At 71.4% G+C, this 25047-nt stretch carries 16 protein-coding genes and 2 pseudogenes; 7 read left to right on the top strand and 11 right to left on the bottom strand.

What is annotated here, in order from left to right; genetic code table 11:
* Positions 1-6: 6 nt before the first annotated feature.
* From OG509_RS35610 to OG509_RS35625, 4 genes are all read right to left on the bottom strand, one after another.
* Positions 7-888 (bottom strand): pirin family protein, encoded by an 882-nt coding sequence (locus OG509_RS35610; RefSeq protein WP_406186694.1) that lies wholly within the window; start codon positions 886-888, stop codon positions 7-9.
* Between the two features lie 107 nt (positions 889-995).
* Complete coding sequence (locus tag OG509_RS35615) at positions 996-1661, bottom strand: hypothetical protein (RefSeq protein WP_406186695.1); 666 nt, start codon at positions 1659-1661, stop codon at positions 996-998.
* Between the two features lie 137 nt (positions 1662-1798).
* Positions 1799-3868 (bottom strand): RICIN domain-containing protein, encoded by a 2070-nt coding sequence (locus tag OG509_RS35620; RefSeq protein ID WP_406186696.1) that lies wholly within the window; start codon positions 3866-3868, stop codon positions 1799-1801.
* A gap of 590 nt (positions 3869-4458) precedes the next feature.
* A complete protein-coding gene (locus OG509_RS35625; RefSeq protein ID WP_406186697.1) occupies positions 4459-6363 on the bottom strand; it encodes a galactose oxidase-like domain-containing protein in 1905 nt (634 codons plus the stop codon).
* A 217-nt stretch (positions 6364-6580) separates the two neighbouring features.
* Between OG509_RS35625 and OG509_RS35630 the strand changes: the two genes are divergently transcribed.
* Positions 6581-7261: a DUF4360 domain-containing protein gene (locus OG509_RS35630; protein WP_406186698.1), complete on the top strand. Its 681-nt coding sequence runs from the start codon at positions 6581-6583 to the stop codon at positions 7259-7261.
* A 32-nt stretch (positions 7262-7293) separates the two neighbouring features.
* On the opposite strand, the gene OG509_RS35635 is transcribed toward OG509_RS35630, so the two are convergent.
* Positions 7294-8205, bottom strand: a complete 912-nt coding sequence (locus OG509_RS35635) for an AraC family transcriptional regulator (RefSeq protein WP_406186699.1) — start codon at positions 8203-8205, stop codon at positions 7294-7296.
* Positions 8206-8339: 134 nt separating this feature from the next.
* Here OG509_RS35635 and OG509_RS35640 point away from each other — a divergent pair, with 134 nt between their 5' ends.
* Positions 8340-9272: an MBL fold metallo-hydrolase gene (locus OG509_RS35640; RefSeq protein WP_406187779.1), complete on the top strand. Its 933-nt coding sequence runs from the start codon at positions 8340-8342 to the stop codon at positions 9270-9272.
* Here the strand turns inward: OG509_RS35640 and OG509_RS35645 are convergent.
* The 5 genes and pseudogenes from OG509_RS35645 to OG509_RS35665 all read right to left on the bottom strand — a co-directional run bounded on the left by OG509_RS35645 (position 9254) and on the right by OG509_RS35665 (position 15494).
* Positions 9254-11233 (bottom strand): helix-turn-helix domain-containing protein, encoded by a 1980-nt coding sequence (locus OG509_RS35645; RefSeq protein WP_406186700.1) that lies wholly within the window; start codon positions 11231-11233, stop codon positions 9254-9256. The two genes, OG509_RS35640 and OG509_RS35645, sit on opposite strands and share 19 nt — an antisense overlap.
* A gap of 32 nt (positions 11234-11265) precedes the next feature.
* The gene (locus tag OG509_RS35650) at positions 11266-12639 is read right to left on the bottom strand and encodes an MFS transporter (protein WP_406187780.1); all 1374 of its coding nucleotides are present in this window, start codon (positions 12637-12639) and stop codon (positions 11266-11268) included.
* Between the two features lie 308 nt (positions 12640-12947).
* Positions 12948-13520 carry a hypothetical protein gene (locus tag OG509_RS35655; protein ID WP_406187858.1) on the bottom strand — a complete coding sequence of 191 codons (573 nt, stop codon included), beginning with the start codon at positions 13518-13520 and terminating at the stop codon, positions 12948-12950.
* Positions 13521-13528: 8 nt separating this feature from the next.
* Positions 13529-13639 (bottom strand): annotated as a pseudogene (locus OG509_RS35660) (IS5/IS1182 family transposase); the annotation flags it as partial.
* 835 nt (positions 13640-14474) lie between these two features.
* The gene (locus OG509_RS35665; RefSeq protein WP_406186701.1) at positions 14475-15494 is read right to left on the bottom strand and encodes a LacI family DNA-binding transcriptional regulator; all 1020 of its coding nucleotides are present in this window, start codon (positions 15492-15494) and stop codon (positions 14475-14477) included.
* 152 nt (positions 15495-15646) lie between these two features.
* Between OG509_RS35665 and rhaI the strand changes: the two genes are divergently transcribed.
* The 5 genes from rhaI (at position 15647) to OG509_RS35690 (ending at position 24384) form a co-directional block, all read left to right on the top strand.
* On the top strand, positions 15647-16813 hold the full coding sequence (rhaI, locus tag OG509_RS35670) for an L-rhamnose isomerase (RefSeq protein WP_406186702.1): 1167 nt from the start codon (positions 15647-15649) through the stop codon (positions 16811-16813).
* Positions 16814-16928: 115 nt separating this feature from the next.
* A complete protein-coding gene (locus OG509_RS35675) occupies positions 16929-18968 on the top strand; it encodes a bifunctional aldolase/short-chain dehydrogenase (protein ID WP_406186703.1) in 2040 nt (679 codons plus the stop codon).
* A 7-nt stretch (positions 18969-18975) separates the two neighbouring features.
* Positions 18976-20448 carry a rhamnulokinase family protein gene (locus OG509_RS35680; RefSeq protein WP_406186704.1) on the top strand — a complete coding sequence of 491 codons (1473 nt, stop codon included), beginning with the start codon at positions 18976-18978 and terminating at the stop codon, positions 20446-20448.
* A 385-nt stretch (positions 20449-20833) separates the two neighbouring features.
* A complete protein-coding gene (locus OG509_RS35685) occupies positions 20834-24061 on the top strand; it encodes a discoidin domain-containing protein (protein ID WP_406186705.1) in 3228 nt (1075 codons plus the stop codon).
* Positions 24058-24384 (top strand): L-rhamnose mutarotase, encoded by a 327-nt coding sequence (locus OG509_RS35690; RefSeq protein WP_406186706.1) that lies wholly within the window; start codon positions 24058-24060, stop codon positions 24382-24384. The genes OG509_RS35685 and OG509_RS35690 overlap by 4 nt, the downstream gene beginning before the upstream one ends.
* A gap of 128 nt (positions 24385-24512) precedes the next feature.
* Here OG509_RS35690 and OG509_RS35695 read toward each other — a convergent pair.
* Positions 24513-24989, bottom strand: a pseudogene (locus tag OG509_RS35695) (transposase); the annotation flags it as partial.
* Positions 24990-25047: the final 58 nt, after the last annotated feature.

Raw genomic sequence — 25047 nt, forward strand, 5'->3', positions numbered from 1 at the left:
GCTGACTCAGATGTCGATGTGCCCCATCAGGCCGTGCTGGTAGTCCATCTGGGCCTGGCGGATCTCGGCAGCGGTGTTCATGACGAACGGGCCCGTGCGGGCCACGGGCTCGCCGAGCGGCTCGCCGGCCAGTACCAGCACCTCGGCCGCCTCTCCCGGGGCCTCGACCGTGAACCGCTCCGCGTCCCGGCCGAGGATGGCCAGATGGCCGTCGGGGAGGCGGGCATCGGGGGTGGCGGCCGTCCCGGACAGCACGTACAGCATGGCGTTGTGTCCGCTCGGGACGGTGAACCCGGCGCGGCCGCCGGCCGCGAGGCGGGCGTGTACGACGAGCACCGGAGTGTGGGTCTCGAACGGACCCCGCACGCCGTGCGTGCTGCCCGAGATCACCGTGAGCTCGGCGCCGCCGTCCTCGGTGACGATGCGGGGGATGTCGCCGGGGGCGCGGCCGTACTGGACCCGCGGCGGCGTCGCCTTGAGCCGGGCCGGCAGGTTCACCCAGATCTGGAGCAGGTGCTGCGGGCCGCCTTCGGCGAGCAGTTCGGGGGTGGGGCGGGCGAGGTGGACGAGCCCGGACCCGGCCGTGAGCCACTGCACCTCACCGGGGTTCATGACCCGCTTGTGCCCCGCGGAGTCGATGTCCTCCATCGCGCCTTCGATGACGTACTGGATGGTCTCGAATCCGCGGTGCGGGTGCGGCGGGGCGCCCTTGGCCTCGCCCGGCCCGAGCACGTGCGGCCCGACCTGGTCGACCATCAGGAACGGGTCGGCCAGCGGGAGTTCGGGCTGCGGGAAGGGGCGGCGTACGGGGAAGCCCTCGCCCTCGAAGGTGTGGAAAGGGCGGACGACGCGGAGGGTGGAGCGTACGGCGGCGGCGGTGAGGTGCATGCGCCGAATGAACGGTACGGCGAATTCCACTGTCAACGCGGTCCCGTTCGGCTGTCAGGTCGTACCGCCGACTTCAGCCACCGCCCCTCCGCGCGCCGCCTGCGGCGTCAGAGCCTGCGGGCCCGAGCGCGGCGCACCAGTACGCCGGCGGCGGCGCCGGCCAGGGCGATCACGACCACCCCCGCAGTGGTCCACCACACGGTACGGTCCTGGCCCTCGCCGGCCGGCTCCGGCGCCGGAGCCGGCGACCCGGAGGCCGCCGACTCGGAGGACGTGGGCGCGGAGGGCACCGGCGCGGCGGACGCGTCGGAGGGGGCGGGCGAGGCGGAGGCGGACGGTGCGGCCGCACTCGGCGTGGCCGCGGACGGCGCCGGGTCGACCACCGGAACGGCGATCTCCTTCGCGCCGTGCCCGAGGGACGGGAACCCCACGTCGACGCTCACCTTCCAGGTGCCGGGCGGCAGCACCTCGGCCGTGCTCCAGCCGGTACGCGTCCCGGCGTCGCGGACCAGCCGCCAGGGGCCCATCGTGCGGGAGCCGTCGGGGCTGATCGAGTTCACCGTGGCGGCGACCGCCTCCTCGATGGCGTCCCCGTCGTTCTCCCAGGTGATCTCGGTGGTGACATGGCCTTCCCGCTGCCCGGTGATGACGACCTTGACGGTGTCGCCGTGCGCGTGGGCCGCGGTGGGCACGGCCACGGCCAGGGCCTGGGCGAGGAACAGGAACAGGAAGCCGAGTCCGCTGCGGACCGGGAAAGCGGGGCGTGTACGCATCGTTGGGTGCTCCTGGTGCGGTGGGATGCGAGGTACTGCGCTGCGGGAGTGAGCCGCGGTGCGGGATATGAGGGGGCCGGTGGACGGCCGCGCGGGGCGGCCGTCCACCGGCGGGAGGCGGGAGCGGTTCCGGAAGGTCAGCCGACCTTCTGGACCGTCCACACCTGGGACGCGCGGCCGTCCGCGCGCTGGAGGTCGAGCAGCCAGGCGCCGTAGTACGGGCGGCCGCTCACGGTCAGGGCGTAGCCGCCACTGGAGTCGGTGACGGTCACACCGCCGCCGCGGGACGACAGCTTCCACTGCTGCGCGGAGTTGCCGCCGCAGGGCTGCTGGGCGATCCACATGCCGGCGGCCGGGGCGCCGCCCGTCTGCAGGCACTTGCCGGAGACCGCGGACTTGATGCGGACGAGCCCGCCGCCCGCGTCCTCGAAGAGCCACTGCTGCTGGGCGTAGCCGTTGGCGCGGCCGCCGACGAGCACCGTGCCGTCGGCGCTGCGGCCGCCCCACAGCTCGGCGGCCATGCCGGTGCTGCCGTTGCCGAGGGTGTAGCGGGCACCGGGGGTGGTGGTGCCGCCGCCCGCACCCGTCGTACGGAAGGCCGTGGTCGGGCCGGCTCCGCTGTCACGGCCGGAGGCGTCGCGGACCGAGATCGCGACCTTGTACTCCGTACCGGGCTGGAGGTTGTAGATGCGCAGGGCCTGGGACTGGACCCAGGTCAGGTGCTTTCCGTTCAGCAGGACCTGGTACCACGCGGCTCCGTCGACCTTGGGCCAGCTCACCACGACCGAGTTGGCCTGGATCTGGGCCGCCGTCACCTTCGGGCCGCCCGTGGGCTTCTTGGTCGGCGTCGGGGTCGGCTTCTGGGTGGGGCTCGGCGTGGGCTTCGGGTTCGGGTCGGGGTTGGTCCCATCGCCGCCGTTGGCCTTCATCAGGAACTGGTTGTTCGCGATGTTCCAGTGCGTGGCGAGGTAGCTGCCCGCCTTGGGGTTGGTGTGGAAGTAGTCGTCGTGGTTGCAGTCCAGGATGTTCTCGGCGGCCTGGTTGGTGCACACGTTGCGCATCTGCGGGTAGTACGGGGTGTCCGAGTAGCACATGACGTCCCACTCGTCCGTGCAGTGGGCGCCGCGGCTGGTGTTGGGGGCGCTGTTGTTCACCGCGCCGAGGTTGTGGCCGAGTTCGTGGGCCGCGGTGTGGCCGCCCCAGCAGCCCGAGTCCGTACGGCCGTACGAGGGGCCGAAGTTGCTCTGGTTGTCCTGGCCGGGCCGCTCGTCGCCCGCGAAGGTGCCGATGCCGCAGTAGACCTGCGTGTCCGAGAAGATCATGTACTTGCGGTCGCGGCGGTCGAGGCCCTTGCCGGCGAGCGCGTTGTTGGTCGCGCTGAACTCGGAGAGCGCGGAGGCCGGGAGCTCGATGTTGAGCACCGTCGGCGTGCAGTCCGCGGCCGTGACGAAGCGGATGTGGCGGATGCCGCCGGTCTCCTGGGCGCTCGTCGAGTAGATGAGGTCGGCGTCGGCCGCCCACTTGCGGAACGAGGCGAGGTACTCGGAGTACCGGTCGCGGTCGGAGCCGTGGACGTACACGACCTGGACGCGGTTGCCGGTGCTGCCGTCGCCGTCGCACTGGACGGTCTGGCCGGCGGGACCCGCGGCGACGGCCTGGCTGCTGCCGCCGGCCGCGGCGGGCGAGGGCGCCGCGGCGGGGGCGGACTTGGCGGATGAGGCGTCGGCGGCGGGCGCGTCCTGAGGACGCCCGCTACCTTCGGCCGCGTCGCCCGCCTCGGGCTTCGCCGGGTCGGCGGCCGGGGCCTTCGTCTTGACGACGGGGGCCACGTCGGCCTTGATGTCGACGTCCTTGGGCGGGGCGTCGGGGCCGTGCGTGCAGAGCCCGGCCTCCGTGCGGTACACGCCGACGCAACGGTCGCCCTTCGGTGCGGCCTTGAGGCCGTCGAAGATCATGCCCTTCGCGGTCTCGTTGGCGGGCTCGCCCACGATGGGCGCCGGCTCCGCGTCACGGGCCGGTGCGGCGGCCGGGGTGAGGTTCTCCGCGGCCGCGTCGGCCAGGGCGGTCCCCGCCTGGGCGTTGTCGCCCAGTCCGGAGTAGGCGATACCGCCCGCTATCACCGCCGCCGTGGCCATGGCGGCGGTGAGGAGTATCAACCGGCGCGGTTTGCGTCGGTGTTCGCGCTGCTTCCTGCGATGTCTAGTCATGCGCACCTCAAATCCTTGGTCGGAGGAGTGGGTGCGCGGAAGCCTGCCAGACCGGCGCGGTGGAGAATTCGGACAAACGGGAATGGGGCCCGAGATACCGGACTGTTACCTGCTGGCTGGATTTGATGAACAGTCAATTTGCTTAAAAAATAGGCCAGTTACGCGCGTAGGCCGTTAATGGTCCAGGCCATTTCAAGGATCTCGTTATCAAATCGAGATATGGCCGGAATCCTTGTTGACGGTAATTCAGTCAGGGATTCACCTAATTACTACCTGCCGAATTCCTCCCGTCACGAGCGGTGAGGAATGCTCCCCTCCGCCCGAGCAGGATGCCCGTCAGGGGCAGCAGGAGTCCGCAGATCTGTCGAAGGTTGAGCGTTTCCCCGCCGATCGCCGTGCCGAACAGCACGCCCGTGACCGGGTTCGGCAGCCCGAGCAGGCCGACGGCCGCGGGCGCGTGGTCGCGCTGACCCCGGCGGGGCGCGAGCTGATCGACGGGGCGCTCACCGAGCGCATGGAGAAGGAATGGAACCTGGCAGGCGAGGGTCGAGCCGCCGCCCGAGCCCTGAACCGCGAGGGTCCGGGACGGTCTAGTGGCGGCCGCCGAGCTTGATCCACTTCGCCGTGCTCGGCACCCCTCTCGCATCGAGGAGGAACAGCAAGTAGTAGCCGGGCGGGGCGTCCGCCGCGCTCGGCGGTGTCCGGAGCCCGATCGCGGCGCCGTGCACGCCGGTGATCGGGAGCTCCAGATGGCGCTGACTGGTGTTCACGGCGTGAGTGACGGTGGTCGGCGCCAGGAGCACGGCGCGGGTGACCTTGGCGGCCGTGGAGCTGCGCACCTCGAACCCGGCTCCGTAGCCCAACTCGCCCCCGGGCACCCGGTCCAGGGCCGGTCGGCTGCCGCCCTGGTGCAGGTACGCGGGCTCGTAGAGCTCGATGCTGCCGTCCATCGCGTCCCGGATGTCGGGGTCGTTGGCGATCTGCTGGAGCTCGTCGCCGGTCACCATGATCCGGCCGTCCGGCAGCACCAGGGCGTTGGAGTGGTATCCGCGGGGCAGTCGCTGCGCCGGCCCGAGCTTCCAGTGGCCCCGGGCGTCGCGCAGTTCGATCTGCCGGTACGAGAGGTCGGCCTGCGGATTGAACGGCCCGTGCCCGTAATCCCGGGTGTCCAGGGCTCCGTTGACCGTGAGCAGCGTGCCGTCCGGCAGGATCAGCGTGTCGTCCTGCGTACGGCCGAAGGCCCGCGGCTCCTCGGTGGTCCACCGGCCGCCGGACAGCCGGTAGGTGTTCGGGTCGTGGGGATCGCCGCCGAGCACCAGCACGGAGTCCGGGCCGCGGAACCCGGCCGGCAGCGGTACGGCCGATCCGTAACCCCGGAAGTCGGCGGGCCGTCGCGGCAGATCGGTCCGGGTCTCCTTGACCGGATCGAACAGCCACTGCTGATCGGCGTCGCGGCCGAGCCCGTAGATCATGCCGTCGCGCAGCGAGAAGAGGTGCGGATAGTCGTTGCGGAACGGGGCGTCCGCCCGCAGCCGATCCGCCGCCAGGCCGACCGGGATGTCGTACGTCCGCCAGGGCACGGGATGGCGCAGCGCGGGGAAGCGCTCCACGACCGGGGTGGGTGTGCCCGTACCCCGCTCGGACTGGCCGGACATGATGATCTGGCGTCCGTCCGCCCCCGTCACGACCGAGGGGTACCAGCGGCCCACCGACATGTCCCGGTTGCGGAACCAGGTTTCGGTCCACGGGTCGAAGACGAAGGACAGCTTGGCGCCGCTGCCGCCCTTCCCGCCGGTGTTGCCGCCGAAGACCCCGACCATGCCGTTGGGCAGGAAGGCGTGACCCGCGCAGAAGAACGGGGCCGGGCGGGGTGTGTACGTACCGTCGGGCATCAGGACGGTCGGGGGCTCCACCTTCTTGAACGCCCGTGGGCCCGTGCCCTTGGCCGGGTCCCACAGGAAGGCGCGGCCGGCGTTGGTCGGGCCGATCCGGTCGGTGGGCCCGGTCTCCTTGGTGGGGTTGGTCTCCACGCGCTCGAAGGAGAAGAGCAGCACCTTGCCGGTGGGCAGCAGCGCGGTGTGGACGCCGAAGTCGGGGGAGGGGAAGTACTGCGTGAAGCGGCCGAACTGCGCCGCGGCGAACGGGGCATTGGTCAGCCGCTGCGAGGCCTTGAGGGCGGCCAGACTCTCGGTGCGCTTCTTCTGGGGGTATTCCTTGGGGCCCTTGACCGCGGTCCGCCGCTGCGCGTGCGCCCGGGCGTGCTCCTCGCCGATGACGGCGGCCTCGTCGGGGTCGGCCTCGACGCGGGCGGCGCGGGCGCTGTCGTCGTCGGGCCGGTGGTGCCCGGGCGGGGATTCGTGCCCGAGGGCTGCTGCGGCGAAGGCGGGCGGGGCGGACGCGGTGAGGGATGCGAGGGCGGCGGCCACGGCCACGCATGCGGACAGCGCGGCGGACCGCCGTACGAGCGGACCGGGCAGACCGGGCAGGCCGGGCATGAGCTCTCCTCCGTCGGCGGGATGACCATCATATGAAAAATGCCATTTTTCGTACGGAATGACGCGACCGGGGCGGGTGAAGCTGCGCGGTGTGGGCCATTCGGCCGCCCGGCCCGCTGCGCTGAATCGTTTCTTCGGTGAACCGGCCCGTCCGACCGGGTGAAGCGGCGTACCCGTTCGCGCTCGACGGCCGCCCGCGACGGCTATCCATGGCGACGTGATCAAGTCACCTCGCACCACCCGCAAGGCTCGCGCCGCACTGACCGCCGCCGCCGTCACCGGATGCCTCGTCACGCTCTCCCCGTCGGCCGGGGCCACCGCCACCGCTGCCGCCGCGCCCCCGGGCCGGGTGGCCGTCGACGTCGCCTCGGTCAACGGCTCGGGCTGCCGCCCCGGCAGCGCCACCGTCGCCGTGGCCCCCGACAACTCGGCCTTCACCGTCACCTACAGCGAGTACCTGGCCTCGGCCGGCGGGGGCGTCGCCGCCACCGAAGGCCGCAAGAACTGTCTCCTCTCCCTCCTCGTGCACGTCCCGCAGGGCTACACGTACGCGGTGTCCCACGTCGACTACCGGGGCTACGGCAAGCTGGAGCCGGGAGCGACCGGTACCCAGAAGGCCAGCTACTACTTCCAGGGCATGAGCCAGACCGCCAACCGGACCCACCAGTTCCATGGCGCGCTCGACGACAACTGGCAGGTGACCGACACCACCGGCATCGAGGCCCTGGTCTTCGCCCCCTGCGGCGAACAGCGCAACTTCAACATCAACACCGAGCTGCGCGCGGAGGTCGGGACCTCCGACAGCAGCAAGACGAGCTACATGACCGTCGACTCCACGGACGGCAGCATCAACTCCGTGTACCACTTCTCCTGGAAGCAGTGCCCGGTCCGCCGCTGAGCCGGCCGCCGGTCCCGGGGCGGCCTTTCGCCTTACGAGGCCTTCGCCGCCCCGGCCCGGTAGCGGCCCGGTGTCGTCCCGAACTCCCTGCTGAAGGCGTGCGAGAAGGCGTACGGCGTGCCGTACCCGACCCGGCGCGCGATCGCGGCCAGCGGGTCCGGGGTGTCCCGGAGCAGGGTGGCGGCGTAGGTCAGCCGCCACCACGTCAGGTACGCCATCGGCGGGCGGCCGACCAGCGCGGTGAACCGGCGTGCCAGCGTGGGCCGGGAGACGCCCGCCTCGGCCGCGAGCCGCTCGTTGGTCCACGGCGCGGCCGGATCCGAGTGCAGCGCCCGCAGTGCGGCCGCCGCGACGGGATCACCCAGCACCGCCGACCAGGCTCCGCCCGGGCCCTCGGCCATCCAGGAGCGGATCATGTAGACGAGCAGGAGATCGAGCAGGCTGGGCACCGCCATGCAGGCCCCCGGCCGCTGCTCGCCCAGCTCACCGCCCAACAGGGCGATCGCCGCGCGCAGTTCGGGGTGTGACCCGACCCGGTTCGGCAGATGGACCACCTTCGGCAGCTCCAGCATGAGCGGGTGCACGCGGCTGCGGTCGAGCCGGTACTTGCCGCACAGCATCTCCACCCCGCCGGGGGCGGCAGTTCCAGGCGCCCCGGGCAGGAGCTCGAACGGCACCGCCCGCGCCACGGCCGCCGGGTCGGCGGGGGAGTCGGCGATCACGTGTCCCGTACCGTGCGGCAGCAGCACCGCGTCGCCGGCGGCGAGGGATATCGGCGAGCCGCCCCCGTCGGGCAACAGCCAGCAGCTGCCCTCCAGCACCACATGGAAGCCGGCGCCGTCGTACGGGGCGAAACGCGCGCACCAACTCCCGCTCACCCTGACCCGGTTGGAGGAGGGCTGCCCGATCCGGACGGCCGCGATGGCGTCGCTCACCACATCCATGAAGCCACAGTACTCGTAGGCGCCAGGGGTGAGACGGCTGCGTATCCACATGAGCCGGGCAGGCATTGAGAGGCTCAACTGCCCTTCGTAGACTCGACGTCATGAACAGTGAGAACGAGCAGGGCGTACAGGGCATGCAGGGCGTACAGGGCAGGCAGATCAGGAAGAGCATCGTGCTGGGCGACGTCGAGGTCACCCGGGTCGTCGAGTGGCAGGGGGCGCTCGGACCGACGCGCAGCCTCGTACCGGAGGCCGGCGGCGAGGTGTGGAAGGAGAACGAGGAATGGCTGTCACCGGACCACTGGGAGGTGGACAGCGACCGGGCGGTCCTCGCACTCCAGACCTGGGTCCTGCGCAGCGCAGGTAAGACCGTCCTGGTCGACACGGGCGTGGGCAACGGGCGCGAGCGGCCGGGTTCGGATCTCTTCCACCGCCGGGAGGGCGATTTCCTCGGGGAGCTGGAGCGGGCGGCCGGAATCCGGCCGGAGGACGTGGACATCGTCGTCAACACCCACGTCCACGGTGACCACGTCGGCTGGAACACCGTTGGCCAGGATGGTGGTTGGGTGCCCGCCTTCCCCAACGCCCAGTACCTGATCCCGGCTGCGGACGACCACCACTTCGGGCCCGGCAACGGGTACGGCGGCGGCGCCCGGGAGGTCGACCGGCTGATCTACGAGGACAGCATCGCGCCCGTCCACCGCACCGGACAGGTGGTGCTCTGGGACGGCGCCCACCGCATCGACGAGCACCTCACCCTGGAGTCCGCTCCCGGGCACACCCCCGGATCCTCCGTGGTCCGGCTGGCCTCCGGCACCGACCGGGCCGTCTTCGTCGGCGATCTGCTGCACAGCCCGGTGCAGATCCTGGAGCCCGCCTGCAACAGCTGCTTCTGCCTGGATCCGGTGCAGGCCGCCGCCAGCCGCCGCCGCATCCTCGAACGCGCCGCCGAGCGGTGCGAGTTGCTCGTACCCGCCCACTTCGGCGGCGCGGGAGCGGTCGAAGTCCGGCGCCAGGGGCAGGACTTCACCCTCGGGGCGTGGGCCGCTCACCGCGAGGTCGGATAGGACGAATCGGAGGCGGGTGGCCCGGCCGCCGGCCGCGGCGGCCGGGCCACCGCCACCCGCCGGATCCGCAGGGCGAGTTGAATCTCCAGCGCCCCGGCCGGGGTGTTCCAGTCCTCGCCCAGGATCTGCCGGACCCGGTCGAGGCGCTGCACCACGGTGTTGACGTGCACGTGGAGGGCGTCCTTGGTGCGGGCCAGGCTGGACCCGTGCGCGAAGTACGCCTCCAGGGTGCGGACCAGTTCCGTCCCGCGCTGCGTGTCGTACGCGATGACCGGCCCCAGCACCCGGTCGACGTACGCGCCCAGGTCCGCCCCGTCACCGAGCAGCACCCCGAGGAAGCCGAGGTCAGGCAGGCCGGCCCCGTCGCCGGTGTGGCCGAGGGCGTGCAGGGCCTCCAGGCAGCGCAGCGCCTCGGCGTACACGCCCGGCAGGCCCTCCGGACCGGCGGCGGGCCCGGCGGAGCCCGCGGTGACCGGGGTGCCCAGCACCTGGCCGAGCTCGGCGGCGAGCGACCGGGCGAGCGGGCCCGGGCTGTCGGTCGGGGCGAGGAGGATGACGCGACCCTCGTGCAACCCGGCCAGGCCGTCGCGGGCGCGCGCGTGCCGGGCGGCCTCGGCCGCCAGGCGGGAGCGCAGCGCGGCGTCGCAGTGCAGCACCACGAGGGCGTGCGGGCGGGTGAGGTCGACCCCGAGCTTGCGGGCCCGGATCGTCCGGCTGCCGGTGTCGCGGACCAGGCCGGGGGCCGCGGGAGCCAGCAGGTCGCCGAGCAGTTCGCCGCGGACCCGGTCCTCGGCGTGGGCGATGGACCGCCGCAGCAGGAGCAGCAACGCGGTCACCAGGCCGGCCCGCTCGAACAGCCGCCGCTCGGTGTCGGGCAGGTCGTCACCGCGCCCGCCGAGGGTGATGCTGCCCAGGAGCTCCGGCCCGGCCAGCACCGCGCAGACCCAGATGCCGTCCACGGCGACGGCCCGGCCGCCGGAGCGCGACGCCGCCAGCGCGTGGGCCGGCGGGCCCGCCCACGCGCCTGCCGACGCGCCGGCCGGTTTTGTGCCGACCCGGGCGAGCTCGGCGCCGTCGGCGTCGTGCACGACCAGGCTGCCGCCCAGCAGGGCGGCGACCTCCCGGGCGACGTCGGCCACGTCGCCGCCGCGCAGCACGAGCCGGGTGAGGCGGTCGTGGGTATCCGCGGCGAGCCGCATCGCCTCGCTCTGGGCGCGGGCGGTCTCGGTGGCGACCCCGAGTTCCACCAGGGCGGTACGGGTCTCTTCGAGCAGCCGGGCGCCGTCGATGGCCACGGCGGCGTGGTCGGCGAGGGAGGAGAGCAGCGCGACCGCGTCGGGCGCGAAGTCGCGGACCGCGCGGTCGGCGGCGTACAGCACTCCGATCACGCGGGTCCCGACGCGCAGCGGGACGCCGAGGATGCCGCGCAGGCCCTCCTCGCGGACCCCGTTGTCGATGGTGTCCGTATGCCGGAAGCGGTCGTCGGTGCGGTAGTCGGAGCTGGCGTACGGGCGGGCGGTCTGGGCGACCAGACCGCCGAGCCCTTCGCCCATGCCGAGCCGCAACTGCTGGAAGGTGGCGGACACCGAGCCGTCGGTGACGCGCATGAACGTATCGCCGGCCACCGGGTCGTTGAGGGTCATGTACGCGACGTCGGTGCCCAGCAGCATGCGGGCCCGGTGGACGATGGCCCGCAGCACCGCGTCGAGGTCGCGCAGGGCGGCGAGGTCGCCCGCCGTGTCGAACAGGGCCGTGAGCTCTGCCTCGCGCCGCCGGTGCTGGTCGAGCGTGCGCCGGATGTCCAGCGCCACCCGGGTGGCCTCCTCCATGAGGGCCTGCTCGGCGGGGCCCACCCCGGCGGTACGGGCGTTCGCGGCGGGCCGGGCGAACTGCTCGACCGGCGCGCCGCGGCGCAGCAGTTCGAGCAGTTCGAGCACGGCGGATTCCCTCGCGGAGGTCATGGCGGCATTCTGCCGTGGCCGGAAGGTCCGGTTCAGGCGGGGTCGACGGCGGCCGGGAGGGGAGCCGCCCGTCCGCCGGAGGCGGCGGCGGGCCCGGTACCCGCCTGGGCCAGATCCCGGCCGCGGGTCTCGCGGGCGAGGGCGACGGTGAGGGTGGTCACCACGGCGGCCGCACAGAGATAGAGGGAGACGGGTACGGAGGAGCCGTAGTCCTTGAGGAGTTCGACGGCGATGAGCGGGGCCAGCGCGCCCGCGACGATCGAGGCGAGCTGCGAGCCCATCGAGGCGCCGGAGTAGCGGACGTCGGTGTCGAACATCTCGGAGATGAAGGCCGCTTGGGGCCCGTACATCGCGCCGTGCAGGAGCAGTCCGGCGGTAACGGCGACGGTGATGACGGTGAAGGACTTCGAGTCGACCAGCGCGAAGAACGCGAACGCCCACAGGGCCATGCCGGCCGACCCGATCAGCGTCACCGGGCGCCGCCCGATCCGGTCCGAGAGCGCGCCCCAGGCCGGGATGGTGACGAAGTGGACGGCCGAGCCGATGAGGACGGCGTTCAGCGCGGTGCTCTTCGGCAGCCCCAAGTGCACGGTGACGTACACAAGGAGAAACGAAGTCAGGACATAATACGAGATGTTCTCGCCGAACCGGGTGCCGATCGCGGTCAGCACCTGCCGCAGGCTGCGGCGGAACACCTGGACCACGGGCGCCTCGTCCTTGCGCCCCTGCCGGGCGGCCTGCGCGGCGAGGAACACGGGGGACTCGGAGACGGACAGCCGGATCCACAGTCCGACGACCACCAGGACGCCGGAGAGCAGGAAGGGGACGCGCCAGCCCCAGGCGAGGAACGCCGCGTCGGACTGCACACCGGCCAGCAGCGCGAGCACCCCGGTGGCCAGCAGATTCCCGCCCGGTGCCCCGGACTGCGGCCAGGAGGCCCAGAACCCCCGGTGCGCGGCCCCGCCGTGCTCGGAGACGATCAGCACCGCCCCGCCCCACTCCCCGCCGAGGGCGAAGCCCTGCACCAGCCGCAGGACGGTGAGCAGCACGGGAGCCCCGACGCCGATGCTGGCGTACGTGGGCAGCAGCCCCATCGCGAAGGTCGCCCCGCCCATCATGAGCAGGCTGAGCACCAGCAGCTTCTTCCGCCCGACCTTGTCCCCGAAGTGCCCGAACACCACCCCGCCGAGCGGCCGGGCCAGGAACCCGATGGCGTAGGTGATGAACGCGATCAGAGTCCCGGTCAGCGGATCACCGGTCGGAAAGAACAGCTTGTTGAACACCAAGGCGGCGGCGGTGCCGTAGAGGAAGAAGTCGTACCACTCGATGGTGGTCCCGATGAGACTGGCGGCGACGATTCTCTTGATGGATCCGGCGGTCGGGGGAGCGGTCTCGGGGGAGGCCATGAACACCACTTCCAGGGGGTCTGCGGGGACGATCGGTGTCGCCACAACGTAGAAGTCCCCAGCTCACCGGCATATGTGGCCCGTCATCACAATCAACCCCACCCAGATGTGCCCGACCACCACACGATCCGAACCGATCCCCTCAGACCCCCCTGGAGGGGGTGGGCAAGACCTGCCGGAATTGCAGAGTTGCGCCTGTTTGGGGAGGCGGTGCTGGTTCCCGTGCTGGTTTGGTGCTGGTTCGATGACACCTGAAACCCCACGTCACCACCCCTCGCAACCGCCCCGTGCTGGTTCGGTTCCGGCTGTCACGGCCGGTTCTGGGTGGTCTCTCGCCAATGCGCGGCGTTGAAGCCGCCATCGCTACTTGCGGCCGGGACGTCGCTCGCCGGGTGGCCAGCGGTTGCCCATCCCGTGGATCGTGCCCTGGGATGGGCGCTGTTGTGGGGGTTCTCTGCCGCGCTGTTCGCGATCTGCAGATACCAGTTCTCCCCATGTGCCCCCGTGTCGGGGCCGGGGGAGGAGGGCTTCGTCTCCCTCGCGACCATGGCGGCGAGCATCGGAGCACCCCCGCGTAGGCTGCCTCGGGACCGTCCGAGGCCGTGGTCGGTCGGCTCGACGAAGACGCCGCCGGGCGGCTCCTTCTGGAGATCCCCCATTTTCGCCGCCCCCGCGGCGTGCTGGTGGGCCCGGCAGGCGGTGGAGTTGACGTTGACCTCCCAGGTGATCAGGCCCTTGGCGTCCGCCTCGGCCTGGAGTGCGGTGAGGATCCCGGCCCAGGTTCCGTCCCGCTGCCACCGCCGGAACAGATCGTGGACCCGGTCCCACGGCCCGTAGCGTTCCGGCACACCCGCCACGGGGCGCCCGTGCGGGTCCGCCACCGTATGCCGTCCATCAACTGACGGCGCGTCCATACCTGCGGCCGGCCAGGCTTGATGCCCTGCGGCAGCAGCAGCTCAAGCCGGGCCCACTGGCCGTTCGTCAGATCTCCACGTCCCACAAGACGTGATCATGAACGAACATGATCCACTTTCACAGCAAACCCCAGGTGGGTGCCGCGTGGCAGCCGTCGTGCGCACACTGGATGAGGCTCGGACCTCGCCGCCGTGGCACAGGCATCTCGACCGCCAGACAGCCGTGGACCGTGGGTAGGGCGTCATGTGGCTCACGGTGGGCCCGGCCGCCGCGCTGAACGCGTCGCGCCGTCGCTGCCGGCCGGCCACGCCTCCACGCTGTGCCGCGAGGCGGCGGCGCGCTACCGCGCGGATCCCCGCTTTCACCGGCGCCCTGAATCTTTCCCGGCCCGTACCTCTGGAAGAACGGCATGGCTGACCGATCCTCGTTGGCTCTACAACTTCCTGGTCACCGGGCCCGATGTCGCCCAGGTCGGCACGTGGCCGCCGGAGGGAGACCTCCCCACCGTGCACCACATGGTGCGGACTGCGAAGGAGGCCGAGGCGACGGGATTCCACGGCATGCTCGTGCCCACGTCGTACGGGAACTACGTCGGCAAGTGGGTGGCCTCAGAGCATGATCCTGGCCCGGACGGAACGGATCGGTTGGACCTGTCGGCACAGCGCCCTCAGTACCCTCACCGACTGCGAACGCGAGGTGCTCGAATTCCTCGCCCGCGGCGTAGCAACGCCGAACTCGCCCCCCACCTCGCCCTCTCCTAAGCCACCGTCAAGACCCACGTCGTCCGCATCCTCGCCGAACTCGGCCCGCGCGAACGCGCCCAACCCGTCGTCCTCGCCTACGAGACCGGCCTGGTCGCCCCGGCCCCGCCGTCGAGGTGCCGCACTGACGGCAGTCGCGCGGGCACAGCAACGCCACGCTCAGCCGGGCAGCGGCACGACCAGCGTCGAACGCCGCACCACCAGCTCCGGCTCGAACACGACTTGTCGGTGCCGGTGGGCCGCGCCGCCCAGGCCGGTCTCCTCGGCGAGCATCTCGGCCGCCGTCCGCCCCATCGCCTCCGCGGGCTGGCGCACCGAGGTCAGCGGCACCGCGGCCGCCGCGGCGAACTCGATGTCGTCGTAGCCGACGATCGCGAGGTCCTCGGGTACCCGCAGGCCCGCGGCGAACGCGGCCTGCAGCATCCCGAGGGCCAGCAGATCGTTCGCGCAGAACACCGCGGTCGGTCTCGGCAGCATCCCCAGCAGGCGGGCGCCGGCGTCGCGGCCCGCCGCCACGTCCAGCCCGTCCACCTCCAGGTCCAGCAGGACGGCGTCGCGGCCGGCCAGCGCCTGCAGCGCGCCGCTGCGACGGTCGGCGACCTGCTGCAGCCGGTGGCGGCCGCCCGCGAACGCGATCCGTCGGTGGCCGCTCGCCAGCAGGTGCCCGGCCGCCAGGGCGCCGCCCCCGACGTCGTCCACCGACACCGAGCAGGCCTCCAGCCCCGGGGCGAGCCGGTCCACCAGCACGAAGGGCACGCCGCCGCGACGGAGCGCCGCCGCTCCCGACCCCTCCGCGTCGGCCGGGGTCAGAAGCACCCCGCGCACCCGCTGCTCCGCGAAGAGGGCGAGGTAGTCCGCCTCGTCGGCGAGTCGCTGAGCGCTGTTGCAGACCATCACGCCCAGGCCCGCCGCGCGCGCCGCCTGTTCGGCCCCGCGCGCCACGGAGACGAAGAACGGGTTGCCCAGGTCGAGGACCAGCAGACCGATGATCCGGCTGCTGCCGGAGCGCAGCTGGCGCGCCGACTCGCTGCGTACGTAGCCGAGCTGGTCGATCGCGGCCCGGACCCTGGCCCTGGTCTCCTCGCCGACCGTCCCCGGCCGGTTGATCACGTTGGAGACCGTGCCGACCGACACACCGGCCGCCCGTGCCACGTCCTTGATGCTCGCCGCGCCGCCCATGTCCCACCATTGAAAGGTTTCACCGGCTCCGACGGCCGACCTGGAGATCAGGTTACGACATCACACCAACAGTTCCCCGCCGGTGTCTTGACGCTTCCCGCGGTCCCACCTACCGTCTGGCTGAAACGATTCAGATCGTTGGAGGTGCTCCGGTGGCCGACCGATCCGCCGTGAAGGACGCCCTTCGGGCCCAGCGCATCGAGACGCCCTCGTGGGGCTACGGGAACTCGGGAACCCGCTTCAAAGTCTTCGCCCAGCCCGGCGTGCCGCGCGACCCGTTCGAGAAGCTCGCCGACGCGGCCCAGGTGCACGCCGCCACCGGCGTCGCCCCGAAGGTCTCGCTGCACATTCCCTGGGACCGGGTCGAGGACTACGGTGCGCTGTCCGCCCACGCCCGCGAGCTCGGGCTGGAGATCGGCGCGATCAACGCGAACGTCTTCCAGGACGAGGACTACAAGCTCGGCTCCGTCACCCATCCGGACCCGCGGGTGCGCCGCAAGGCTCTCGACCACCTGCTGGAATGCGTCGACATCATGGACGCCACCGGCTCGCGCGACCTCAAGCTATGGTTCTCCGACGGCACCAACTACCCCGGCCAGGACGACATTTCGGCCCGCCAACAACGCCTCTCCGACGCCCTGTCGGAGGTGTACGGGCGGCTCGGCGACGACCAGCGGATCCTGCTGGAGTACAAGCTGTTCGAGCCCGCGTTCTACACCACGGACGTCCCGGACTGGGGCACCGCGTACGCGCACTGCCTGCGGCTCGGGCCCAGGGCCGCGGTCGTCGTCGACACCGGCCACCACGCCCCCGGCACCAACATCGAGTTCATCGTCGCGTTCCTGCTGCGCGAGGGGAAGCTCGGCGGCTTCGACTTTAACTCCCGCTTCTACGCGGACGACGACCTGATGGTCGGCGCCGCCGATCCGTTCCAGCTGTTCCGGATCCTGCACGAGGTCACCGGGAACGGCGGCTTCGCCCCCGAGGCCGGCGTCGCGTTCATGCTAGACCAGTGTCACAACATCGAGGCGAAGATCCCTGCGATCATCCGCTCGGTGATGAACGTCCAGGAGGCCACGGCCAAGGCCCTGTTGGTCGACCGCTCGGCCCTGACGGCCGCTCAGGACGCGGGCGATGTACTCGGCGCCAACGAGGTGCTGATGGACGCCTACGCCACCGACGTCCGTCCGCTGCTGGCCGAGGTCCGCGCCGAGGCAGGGCGAGACCCGAACCCGGTCGCGGCCTACCGGGCCGGCGGCTGGGCCGAGAAGATCGTCGCCGAGCGGGTCGGCGGCGCCCAGGCCGGATGGGGGGCTTGACCCGTCCGCCACACGAGCCGACCCGCACCACCTCGTACCCACAGGCCGGCCCGCACCCTCCTCGCGCACCCCCACGAGAGCGCCACCGCCACCAGACAAGGAAGCTGCTCCCGCCATGGCCCAGCACCCCGTCGTCGCAGCCCTCCTCGCCCGCTCCCACCGGCTCGGATCGGATCCGCGCAACACCAACTACGCCGGCGGCAACACCTCTGCCAAGGGCGCAGCCACCGACCCCGTCACCGGGCAGCCCGTCGACCTGATGTGGGTGAAGGGCTCCGGCGGCGACCTCGGCACCCTCGCCGAGGCGGGCCTGGCCGTGCTGCGACTGGACCGGCTGCGCGCCCTCGCCGACACTTACCCGGGCGTGGAACAGGAGGACGAGATGGTCGCCGCGTTCGAGTACTGCCTGCACGGCAATGGCGGCGCGGCTCCGTCCATCGACACCGCCTTGCACGGTCTGGTCGACGCCGCGCACGTCGACCACCTGCACCCCGACTCCGGCATCGCGCTCGCCACCGCCGCCGACGGCGAAAGGCTCACCGCCGCCTGCTTCGGCGACGCCGTGCCGTGGCTGCCTTGGCGCCGTCCCGGCTTCCAACTCGGCCTGGACATCGCCGAGATCAATCGGACCCACCCGCAGGCAGTCGGCTGCGTCCTCGGCGGTCACGGCATCACCGCCTGGGGCGCCACCAGCGAGGAGTGCGAGGCCAACGCCCTGCACATCATCCGCACCGCCGAGGCCTTCCTGGCCCGCCACGGCAAGGCCGAGCCGTTCGGCCCGCAGCTTGACGGCTACCAAGCCCTGCCAGAGGCCGAACGCCGCTGGCGCGCCGCTTCGCTCGCCCCCGTCATCCGCGGTCTGGCCTCCACCGATTTCCCGCAGGTCGGCCACTTCACCGACGCCGCGCCCGTGTTGGACTTTCTCGCCCGCGCCGAGCATCCCCGCCTGGCCGCCCTCGGCACCTCCTGCCCCGACCACTTCCTGCGCACCAAGGTCGCCCCGCTGGTCCTCGACCTGCCCGCCACCGCGCCCCTCGACGAGACGATCGCCCGCCTGCGGGAGCTGCACACCGGCTATCGGGCCGGCTACCGGGCCTACTACGAGCGGTACGCCACCGCGGACTCGCCCCCCATGCGCGGCGCCGACCCGGCGATCGTCCTGGTCCCGGGCGTCGGCATGTTCTCCTTTGGCAGCGACAAGCCGACCGCCCGCGTGGCCGGCGAGTTCTACCTCAATGCGATCAACGTGATGCGCGGCGCGGAGGCGGTCTCCGGCTACGCCCCGATCGAGGAGCGCGAGAAGTTCGCCATCGAGTACTGGGCACTGGAAGAGGCGAAGCTGCGGCGGATGCCCGCGCCCAAACCGCTGGACACCCGCGTCGCCCTGGTCACCGGCGCCGGCTCCGGCATCGGCAAGGCCATCGCGCACCGCCTGGCCGCCGAGGGCGCCTGCGTCGTCGTCGCCGACGTCAACACCGCCACCGCCCGGGCCGTCGCCGACGAACTCGGTGGCCCGGACCGGGCCGTGGCCGTCACCGCCGACGTCACCTCCGAGGAGCAGATCGCCGAGGCGTTCCGCACCGCGGTCCTCGCCTTCGGCGGTGTCGACCTGGTGGTCAACAACGCGGGCATCTCCATCTCCAAGCCGCTGTTGGAGACCACCGCCGATGACTGGGACCGGCAGCACGCCATCATGGCCCGCGGCTCCTTCCTCGTCTCCCGGGAGGCCGCCCGCACCATGATCCGGCAGGGCCTGGGCGGCGACCTCGTCTACATCGCCTCGAAGAACGCGGTCTTCGCCGGCCCCAACAACATCGCGTACTCCGCCGCCAAGGCCGACCAGGCCCACCAAGTTCGGCTACTCGCCGCCGAGTTGGGCGAGCACGGAATCCGCGTCAATGGCGTCAACCCGGACGGCGTGGTCCGCGGCTCGGGCATCTTCGCCAGCGGATGGGGCGCCCAGCGCGCCGCCACCTACGGCATCGCGGAGGAGCAGCTCGGCGCGTTCTACGCCCAGCGCAACCTCCTCAAGCGCGAGGTGCTGCCCGAGCACGTCGCCGCCGCCGTCTTCGCCCTCACCGGCGGCGACCTCACCCACACCACCGGCCTCCACATCCCCGTCGACGCCGGCGTCGCCGCGGCCTTCCTGCGCTGAGGCGGCCGTGACGCCCCGCACCCCACACACCCCGGCCGCCTTCGCCGCGGCGGACCTCGGCGCCACCAGCGGACGGGTGGTCGTCGGCCGGGTCGGCCGTGACCGTCTCGACCTCACCGAGACCCACCGCTTCGACAACGCTCCCGTCCAACTCCCGGACGGGTTGCACTGGAACGCCCTCGGCCTGTACCAAGGCGTCCTGGACGGCTTCCGCGAGGCCGCCGCGCGCTGGGACCTCGCCTCCGTCGGCATCGACAGCTGGGCCGTCGACTACGGGCTCCTCGACGCCGACGGCGCGCTCCTCGGCAACCCGTTCCACTATCGCGACCCGCGCGGCGCCGCCGCCGTCCAGGCCGTCTGGTGCCGCCTCCCGGCCCGTGAGCTGTACCGGATCACCGGCCTTCAGCACCTGCCGTTCAACACGATCTTCCAGCTCGCCGCCGAGAAGCACCTCGACCGCGCCCGCACCCTGCTCCTGCTGCCCGACCTGATCACCCACTGGCTCACCGGCACCGTCGGCGCAGAGGTCACCAATGCCTCCACCACAGGCCTTTACGACGCCCGCACCGGCGCCTGGTCCGCCCCCGTCCTCGCCGCGCTCAACCTGGACCCGGCCCTCCTGCCCGCACTGCGCCGCCCCGGCGACCACTCCGGCACCGTCCTTTCGCATGTCGCCGCCGCCACCGGCCTGCGCCTCGACACCCCCGTAGTCGCGGTTGCCTCCCACGACACCGCCTCCGCGGTCGCCGCCGTCCCCGCCGGCACCGAGGACTTCGCCTACATCTCCTGCGGCACCTGGTCGCTCGTAGGCCTCGAACTCGACGCGCCCGTCATCACCGACGCCTCCCGCGCCGCCAACTTCACCAACGAACTCGGTATCGACGGCACCGTCCGCTACCTGCGCAACGTCATGGGCCTGTGGCTGCTCAGCGAGAGCCAGCGCACCTGGCGCGCCCGTGGCGTGGGACACCACCTGCCCGAGCTGCTCGAACGGGCCGCCGCCGCCCGCCCGTTCGCGGCGCTCGTCGACCCCGGCGCCCCCGAGTTCCTCGCCCCCGGCGACCTGCCGGCCCGCCTCGCCGAGCACTGCGCCCGCACCGGCCAGCACCTGCCCGAGGACCAGGGCGCCGTCGTCCGCTGCATCCTGGAGAGCTTGGCCTTGGCGCACCGTCACACCCTGTTCCAGGCAGTTCATTTGACCGGCCGCGCGATCCGCGCCGTGCATCTCGTCGGCGGCGGCAGCCGCAACGCCCTGCTGTGCCGGCTCACCGCAGACGCCACCGGCCTGCCCGTCATCGCCGGCCCCGCCGAGGCCACCGCCATCGGCAACATCCTCGTCCAGGCCCGCACCCACGGCCTGGTCGAGGACCGCGGCGCCATGCGTCGCCTGGTCGCCCGCAGCCAGCGCCTGCGGCGCTACGAGCCCGCCGGAGACATCCGCGCGTGGGACGTCGCCGCCGCCCGTGTGGGGCTCGCCTGACCTGAGCTGCACGGCATGGACGCGGTGTCACCTCCCGTCCCGTCGCCCAGACTGTGACGATCGGTCAAATATTGCTCAAGTTCGAATGGTTGTGGATCGCAATTCTGGAAATACTCCATTTACCGAAGGGCAACGTGCTGGCCGTCAGGTGGCCGGGTGTGCATATTCCCGATGCGATCGCGCGACCAGCGGCTGCCCTTCGTGTCATCCTCGACCTCGCTGTCACTGCTGTGAGCTGCCCGCACGCCGTCACCAGGACTCCGAACAGCGAGCCCCCGCGTCGACCGAAAGTCGCGCCGCAAAACAATTGCGGGCGGCCCGAACAGGTTTAGAAAAAAGGCCTGTTCGGCTCTCGAAGCCATTTCTCAGAGTTCGGAGGGTTTCCATGCGCACGCGTCGCCGCAGATCCCTGCGTCTCCTGGTGTGCCTGGCACTGGCATTGTCCGCAGTGCCGCTGGCCGTCCTCGCCGCGCCTCAGGCCGGCGCTGCCGACGGGCCGACCGTGTGGATCCTGGACGCCACCGACCGGCCCTTCACCTCGACCACCCCGCCGGGCTGGGCGCCGACCGGGATCGAGCTGTACGCGGCCCGCAACGCCTACGAGGGGGCGCAGATCCTGGTGCGGTCCGGTTCGGCGCAGACCGGGGTGTCCGTCACCTCCGGGGCGCTGACCGGCCCCGGCGGCGCGTTCATTCCCGCCGCGAACATCACCACGCGCTACGAGTACAACCACCCGAACATCCAGAAGGTCGGCAACGTCCAGAACCCGCCCGACGGTGGGATCGCCTACTACGACGCGCTGATGAACAACAGTCCGCAGTCGGTGGCGGCGAACACCACGTACGCCGCCTACTACCAGGTCTACGTGCCGGCCGGTCAGGCGCCGGGCGTCTACATCGGCAGCGCCATGGTGAACAGCAGCCTGGGCGCCGTCACGGTGCCGGTGTCGGTGACCGTGTACAGCGCCACGATTCCGCCGACCTCGCAGTCCACGTTCAAGATGAACAACTGGTTCTCTTCGGCGGGCTGGGACTACGCGGGCACTGAGGCGTCGATCCCGAACGAGTACGGCGTGCAGATGTACGACGCCAACTGGTGGACCGTCGAGGCCAACATCGCGGCGAACATGGCGCGGCACCGGAACAACGTGATCTACGCCGACGCGGTGGCTCTGCTGATCCCGGACACCACCGTCGACGCCGCGGGCCACTTCACCTTCGGCTGGTCCACCTTCGACCGGTTCGTCAACCTCTTCGTCAGCGCCGGGGCCATGCAGTACCTCTACACCCCGACCCTGCTGGAGCCGCCCGCCTCCGGTCCGTACCTCGACACCCTGGTGCCGGCCAACGGCGTGAGCGGCGCGGTCAATCACGCGCTCTGCCGGCCCAACTCCGCTCCGGCCAATGGCTGCCCGGACACCAACAACTGGTTGAACCAGTTCTTCCCGGCGCTGAAGGCGCACCTGGATGCCAAGGGCTGGACGAACAACTTCTACATGAGCGCCCTGGACGAGCCCACCACCACGCAACAGGCCACGGCTGCCAACTGGCTCTACACCCTCTACGAGCAGTACTTCCCGAACCCGCGTACCAACGAGGCGCAGCTGACCACCTTCACCGGGGACGCGGCTCATCTGTCGACGCAGACCCCGCTCTCGTCGAACTACGACGCGAACGTCGCGCTCTATCAGAGCTACCGGATCAGTGGGAAGGACCTGTGGCTGTACAGCTGCATCCTCCCGCAGGGCTTGTACATGAACCGCTTCACCAGCAACCACCTGAGCGGGACCAGGCTCCTCCCCTGGCTGACCTGGAAGATCGGCGGCGACGGCTACCTGCACTGGGGCTGGAACTACTGGCACGACGGCTTCAGCGAGCCGTACCCGGCCGCCGACACCTTCAACACCCCGCAGACCGGCGACCACTGGCTGGTCTATCCGAACAAGGCCGCCTACAGCATCTACGACAGCCTCCGCAGCGAAGCTCAGACCGCGGGCCTGCAGGACTTCGAACTGCTGCAGCAGCTGGCCGCGGTCAAGCCACAGGCGGCACGCACCCTGGCCGAGACGGTGATCACCAACCCGACGGCGTACGACCCCTCCGGGTGGAACGTCGAGGGCCGGCACAAGCAGCTCCTCGACGAACTGGCCGCGGCGTCCGGTGACCTGGCGCTGCCGTTCACGGACGACTTCAGCGGCGGCGACCACTTCTGGACCCACACCCGGGGGACCTGGTCGACCAGCGGCGCCCAGTACACGCAGTCCGACGCGTCGGCGAACTGGGGGGACGTCTCCTACCTGCGCGGCCGGGGCTACACCGACGTCTCGGTCGGCGTGGACCTGCAGATCACCGGAGTGAGCTCGTCCGGCGGAAGCACCAACTGGGCCGGTCTGATGGTGCGTTCGGCCAACGGCACGGACCTGGACTCCGGATACCTGATCGCCCAGCGGGACAACGGCCAGGTGTTCGTCTACCGCAGCGACACAAGGATCGGCTCGGCGTCCGTGCCCGGCTACGTGTCGGGGCAGCGCACCCGCCTGCGCGTAGTGGCGCGCGGGAACGCACTGACGGTGTACTCCGGGACCGGGCAGGCGCCGGTGCTGACCGTCACCGACGCGGCGTTCACCGCAGGCGACGTGGGTCTGGTCACCGGCGGCGCCAGCGCGAACTTCTGGAACGCCCGGATCATGCCGACCTCTCTCGCCCCGGCCGAGAGTGCCGCCGTCACTGCCTCCAGCTCGTACGAGGCCGACGGCTGGGGTATCCGCTCGGCGGTCGACGGGCAGCGGCCGTCGGCGCCGAACGCTGCGGGGTGGAGCAGTTCCGGCAGTATCGCCACCAACCACACCGAGTGGGTGCGGCTGGACCTGGGCTCGACCCGGCCGGTGAGCCGGGTGGACCTCTACCCGCGAAGCGACGGAGCCAACGCCGGTCAGGGCTTCCCGGTCGACTTCACCATCCAGACCTCCACCGACGGCACGAACTGGACCACGGTCAGCACCCGGACCGGGTACGCGAGGCCCGGCGCCACGGCGCAGACCTTCCCGTTCGCGACGGTCAACGCTCGCTACGTGAAGGTGACGGGGACCGACCTGAGCACAGATCAGTTCGGTAATTTCCGCATGCAGTTCGCGGAGATCGAGGCTGTCGGCGGAGATCTGGCACCGGGCCGCACGGCGACCACCTCCAGCTCGGTCGAGTACCCCAACGAGGGCTGGCTGACCGCCAACCTCACCAACGGGACCCATCACACCGACCTGTGGAACTCCTCGGGCTGGAGCAGCGCCGGGGCCGGCTCCCCGAACACCACGCAGTGGGCGCGGGTGGACCTCGGCGGCCCGTCATGGATCAGCCAGGTCACGTTGTACCCCCGCGACGACATCCCGAACACCGGGCGCGGCTTCCCGTCGGCCTTCACCGTCCAGCTCTCGACCGACGGCACGAACTGGACCACCGTGGTGTCGAGGAGCTCGTACCCGCGCCCCGGAGCCGGCGGCCTTTCCTTCGTCTTCGCCGCCACCACCGCCCGGTACGTGAAGGTCACCGGCACCACGCTCACCGCCGACCAGTTCGGCGTGTACTACATGCAGCTGGCGGGGATCGGTGTCTCATGACGAAGCACCGGATCTGCTTCCTGCTCCAGGTGAAGGCCGAACTCGGCGACGAGTACCGCGAGCGCCACGCCCAGGTGTGGCCGGAGATGCTCGATGCCCTCCGGGCCACCGGCTGGACCAACTACTCCCTGTTCCTGCGCCCGGACGGCCTGCTCGTCGGCTACCTGGAGACCGAGGACTTCGATCGCGCCCGCGAGGCGATGTCCGCCACCGAGGTCAACGCCCGCTGGCAGGCCGAGATGTCCCGCTACTTCCAGCACCTGGACGGCATGCCGGCTGACCAGGCGATGGCACCGCTGACAGAGGTGTTCCACCTGGACTGACAGTCCTGAGAGGAGGTATGTGACTCTTTATCCGGCCCGCCGTCGTGCGGATGAGGCACAGTGAGCAGTTGGTGGGGCTAGGCCGTTTCCTTCGGATCACCTGGCTGACCAGATGAAGATGGCGGCGAGACGGTGTTCCGCTGCTTGTAGGCCTCGCGGTCGAAGGCTGGCGGGCGGCCGCCGAGCCGACCCAGCCGCTGGCGGTTGGCGGCCTGGTCAGTGGGCTGCGGGATCACCGCCTGGATTCCGCAGCGCCGCAGATGCCGGCGGATCGCCCGGGACGAGTAGGCCATGTCCGCCAGGACCACATCCGGGATGATTCTCGGGCGGCCGGTCCGCCCGGGCACTCGTAAGCGGCTCATGACCTGCACGAATGCAGGTGCATCGCCGGCCTGGCCCGGCGTGAGCACGAAGGCCAGCGGCCTGCAGTGGCTGCCCTCCTCTTCCACGACGCTTGCCACGTGCCGGAGCTCACAACCCTCACCCTCCGGCTGGCTGCCGACCCGGTACTCGCTGTCCGTGTCTGTGCTGCCGAAGCCGTCCGCGCCCTGATGGCCCACGACCCACAAACCGCCCTTGATGCAGCGGATCAACTGATGACGCATCAGGATTGCAACATCCACAATGCGTACACGACCCGGCGGCTACTTGGCCGCATGAGCC

Origin of the sequence: Streptomyces sp. NBC_01006 (assembly GCF_045162725.1) — a bacterium.
In the GTDB taxonomy this organism is placed as follows: Bacteria; Actinomycetota; Actinomycetes; order Streptomycetales; family Streptomycetaceae; genus Streptomyces.

What these genes read in the sequence shown, in the direction of transcription:
- OG509_RS35610 (WP_406186694.1), bottom strand. Translation starts at nt 888, where the DNA reads ATGCACCTCACCGCCGCCGCCGTACGCTCCACCCTCCGCGTCGTCCGC.
- OG509_RS35615 (WP_406186695.1), bottom strand. Translation starts at nt 1,661, where the DNA reads ATGCGTACACGCCCCGCTTTCCCGGTCCGCAGCGGACTCGGCTTCCTG.
- OG509_RS35620 (WP_406186696.1), bottom strand. Translation starts at nt 3,868, where the DNA reads ATGACTAGACATCGCAGGAAGCAGCGCGAACACCGACGCAAACCGCGC.
- OG509_RS35625 (WP_406186697.1), bottom strand. Translation starts at nt 6,363, where the DNA reads ATGCCCGGCCTGCCCGGTCTGCCCGGTCCGCTCGTACGGCGGTCCGCC.
- OG509_RS35635 (WP_406186699.1), bottom strand. Translation starts at nt 8,205, where the DNA reads ATGGATGTGGTGAGCGACGCCATCGCGGCCGTCCGGATCGGGCAGCCC.
- OG509_RS35640 (WP_406187779.1), top strand. Translation starts at nt 8,340, where the DNA reads ATGCAGGGCGTACAGGGCAGGCAGATCAGGAAGAGCATCGTGCTGGGC.
- OG509_RS35645 (WP_406186700.1), bottom strand. Translation starts at nt 11,233, where the DNA reads ATGACCTCCGCGAGGGAATCCGCCGTGCTCGAACTGCTCGAACTGCTG.
- OG509_RS35650 (WP_406187780.1), bottom strand. Translation starts at nt 12,639, where the DNA reads ATGGCCTCCCCCGAGACCGCTCCCCCGACCGCCGGATCCATCAAGAGA.
- OG509_RS35665 (WP_406186701.1), bottom strand. Translation starts at nt 15,494, where the DNA reads ATGGGCGGCGCGGCGAGCATCAAGGACGTGGCACGGGCGGCCGGTGTG.
- OG509_RS35675 (WP_406186703.1), top strand. Translation starts at nt 16,929, where the DNA reads ATGGCCCAGCACCCCGTCGTCGCAGCCCTCCTCGCCCGCTCCCACCGG.
- OG509_RS35685 (WP_406186705.1), top strand. Translation starts at nt 20,834, where the DNA reads ATGCGCACGCGTCGCCGCAGATCCCTGCGTCTCCTGGTGTGCCTGGCA.
- OG509_RS35690 (WP_406186706.1), top strand. Translation starts at nt 24,058, where the DNA reads ATGACGAAGCACCGGATCTGCTTCCTGCTCCAGGTGAAGGCCGAACTC.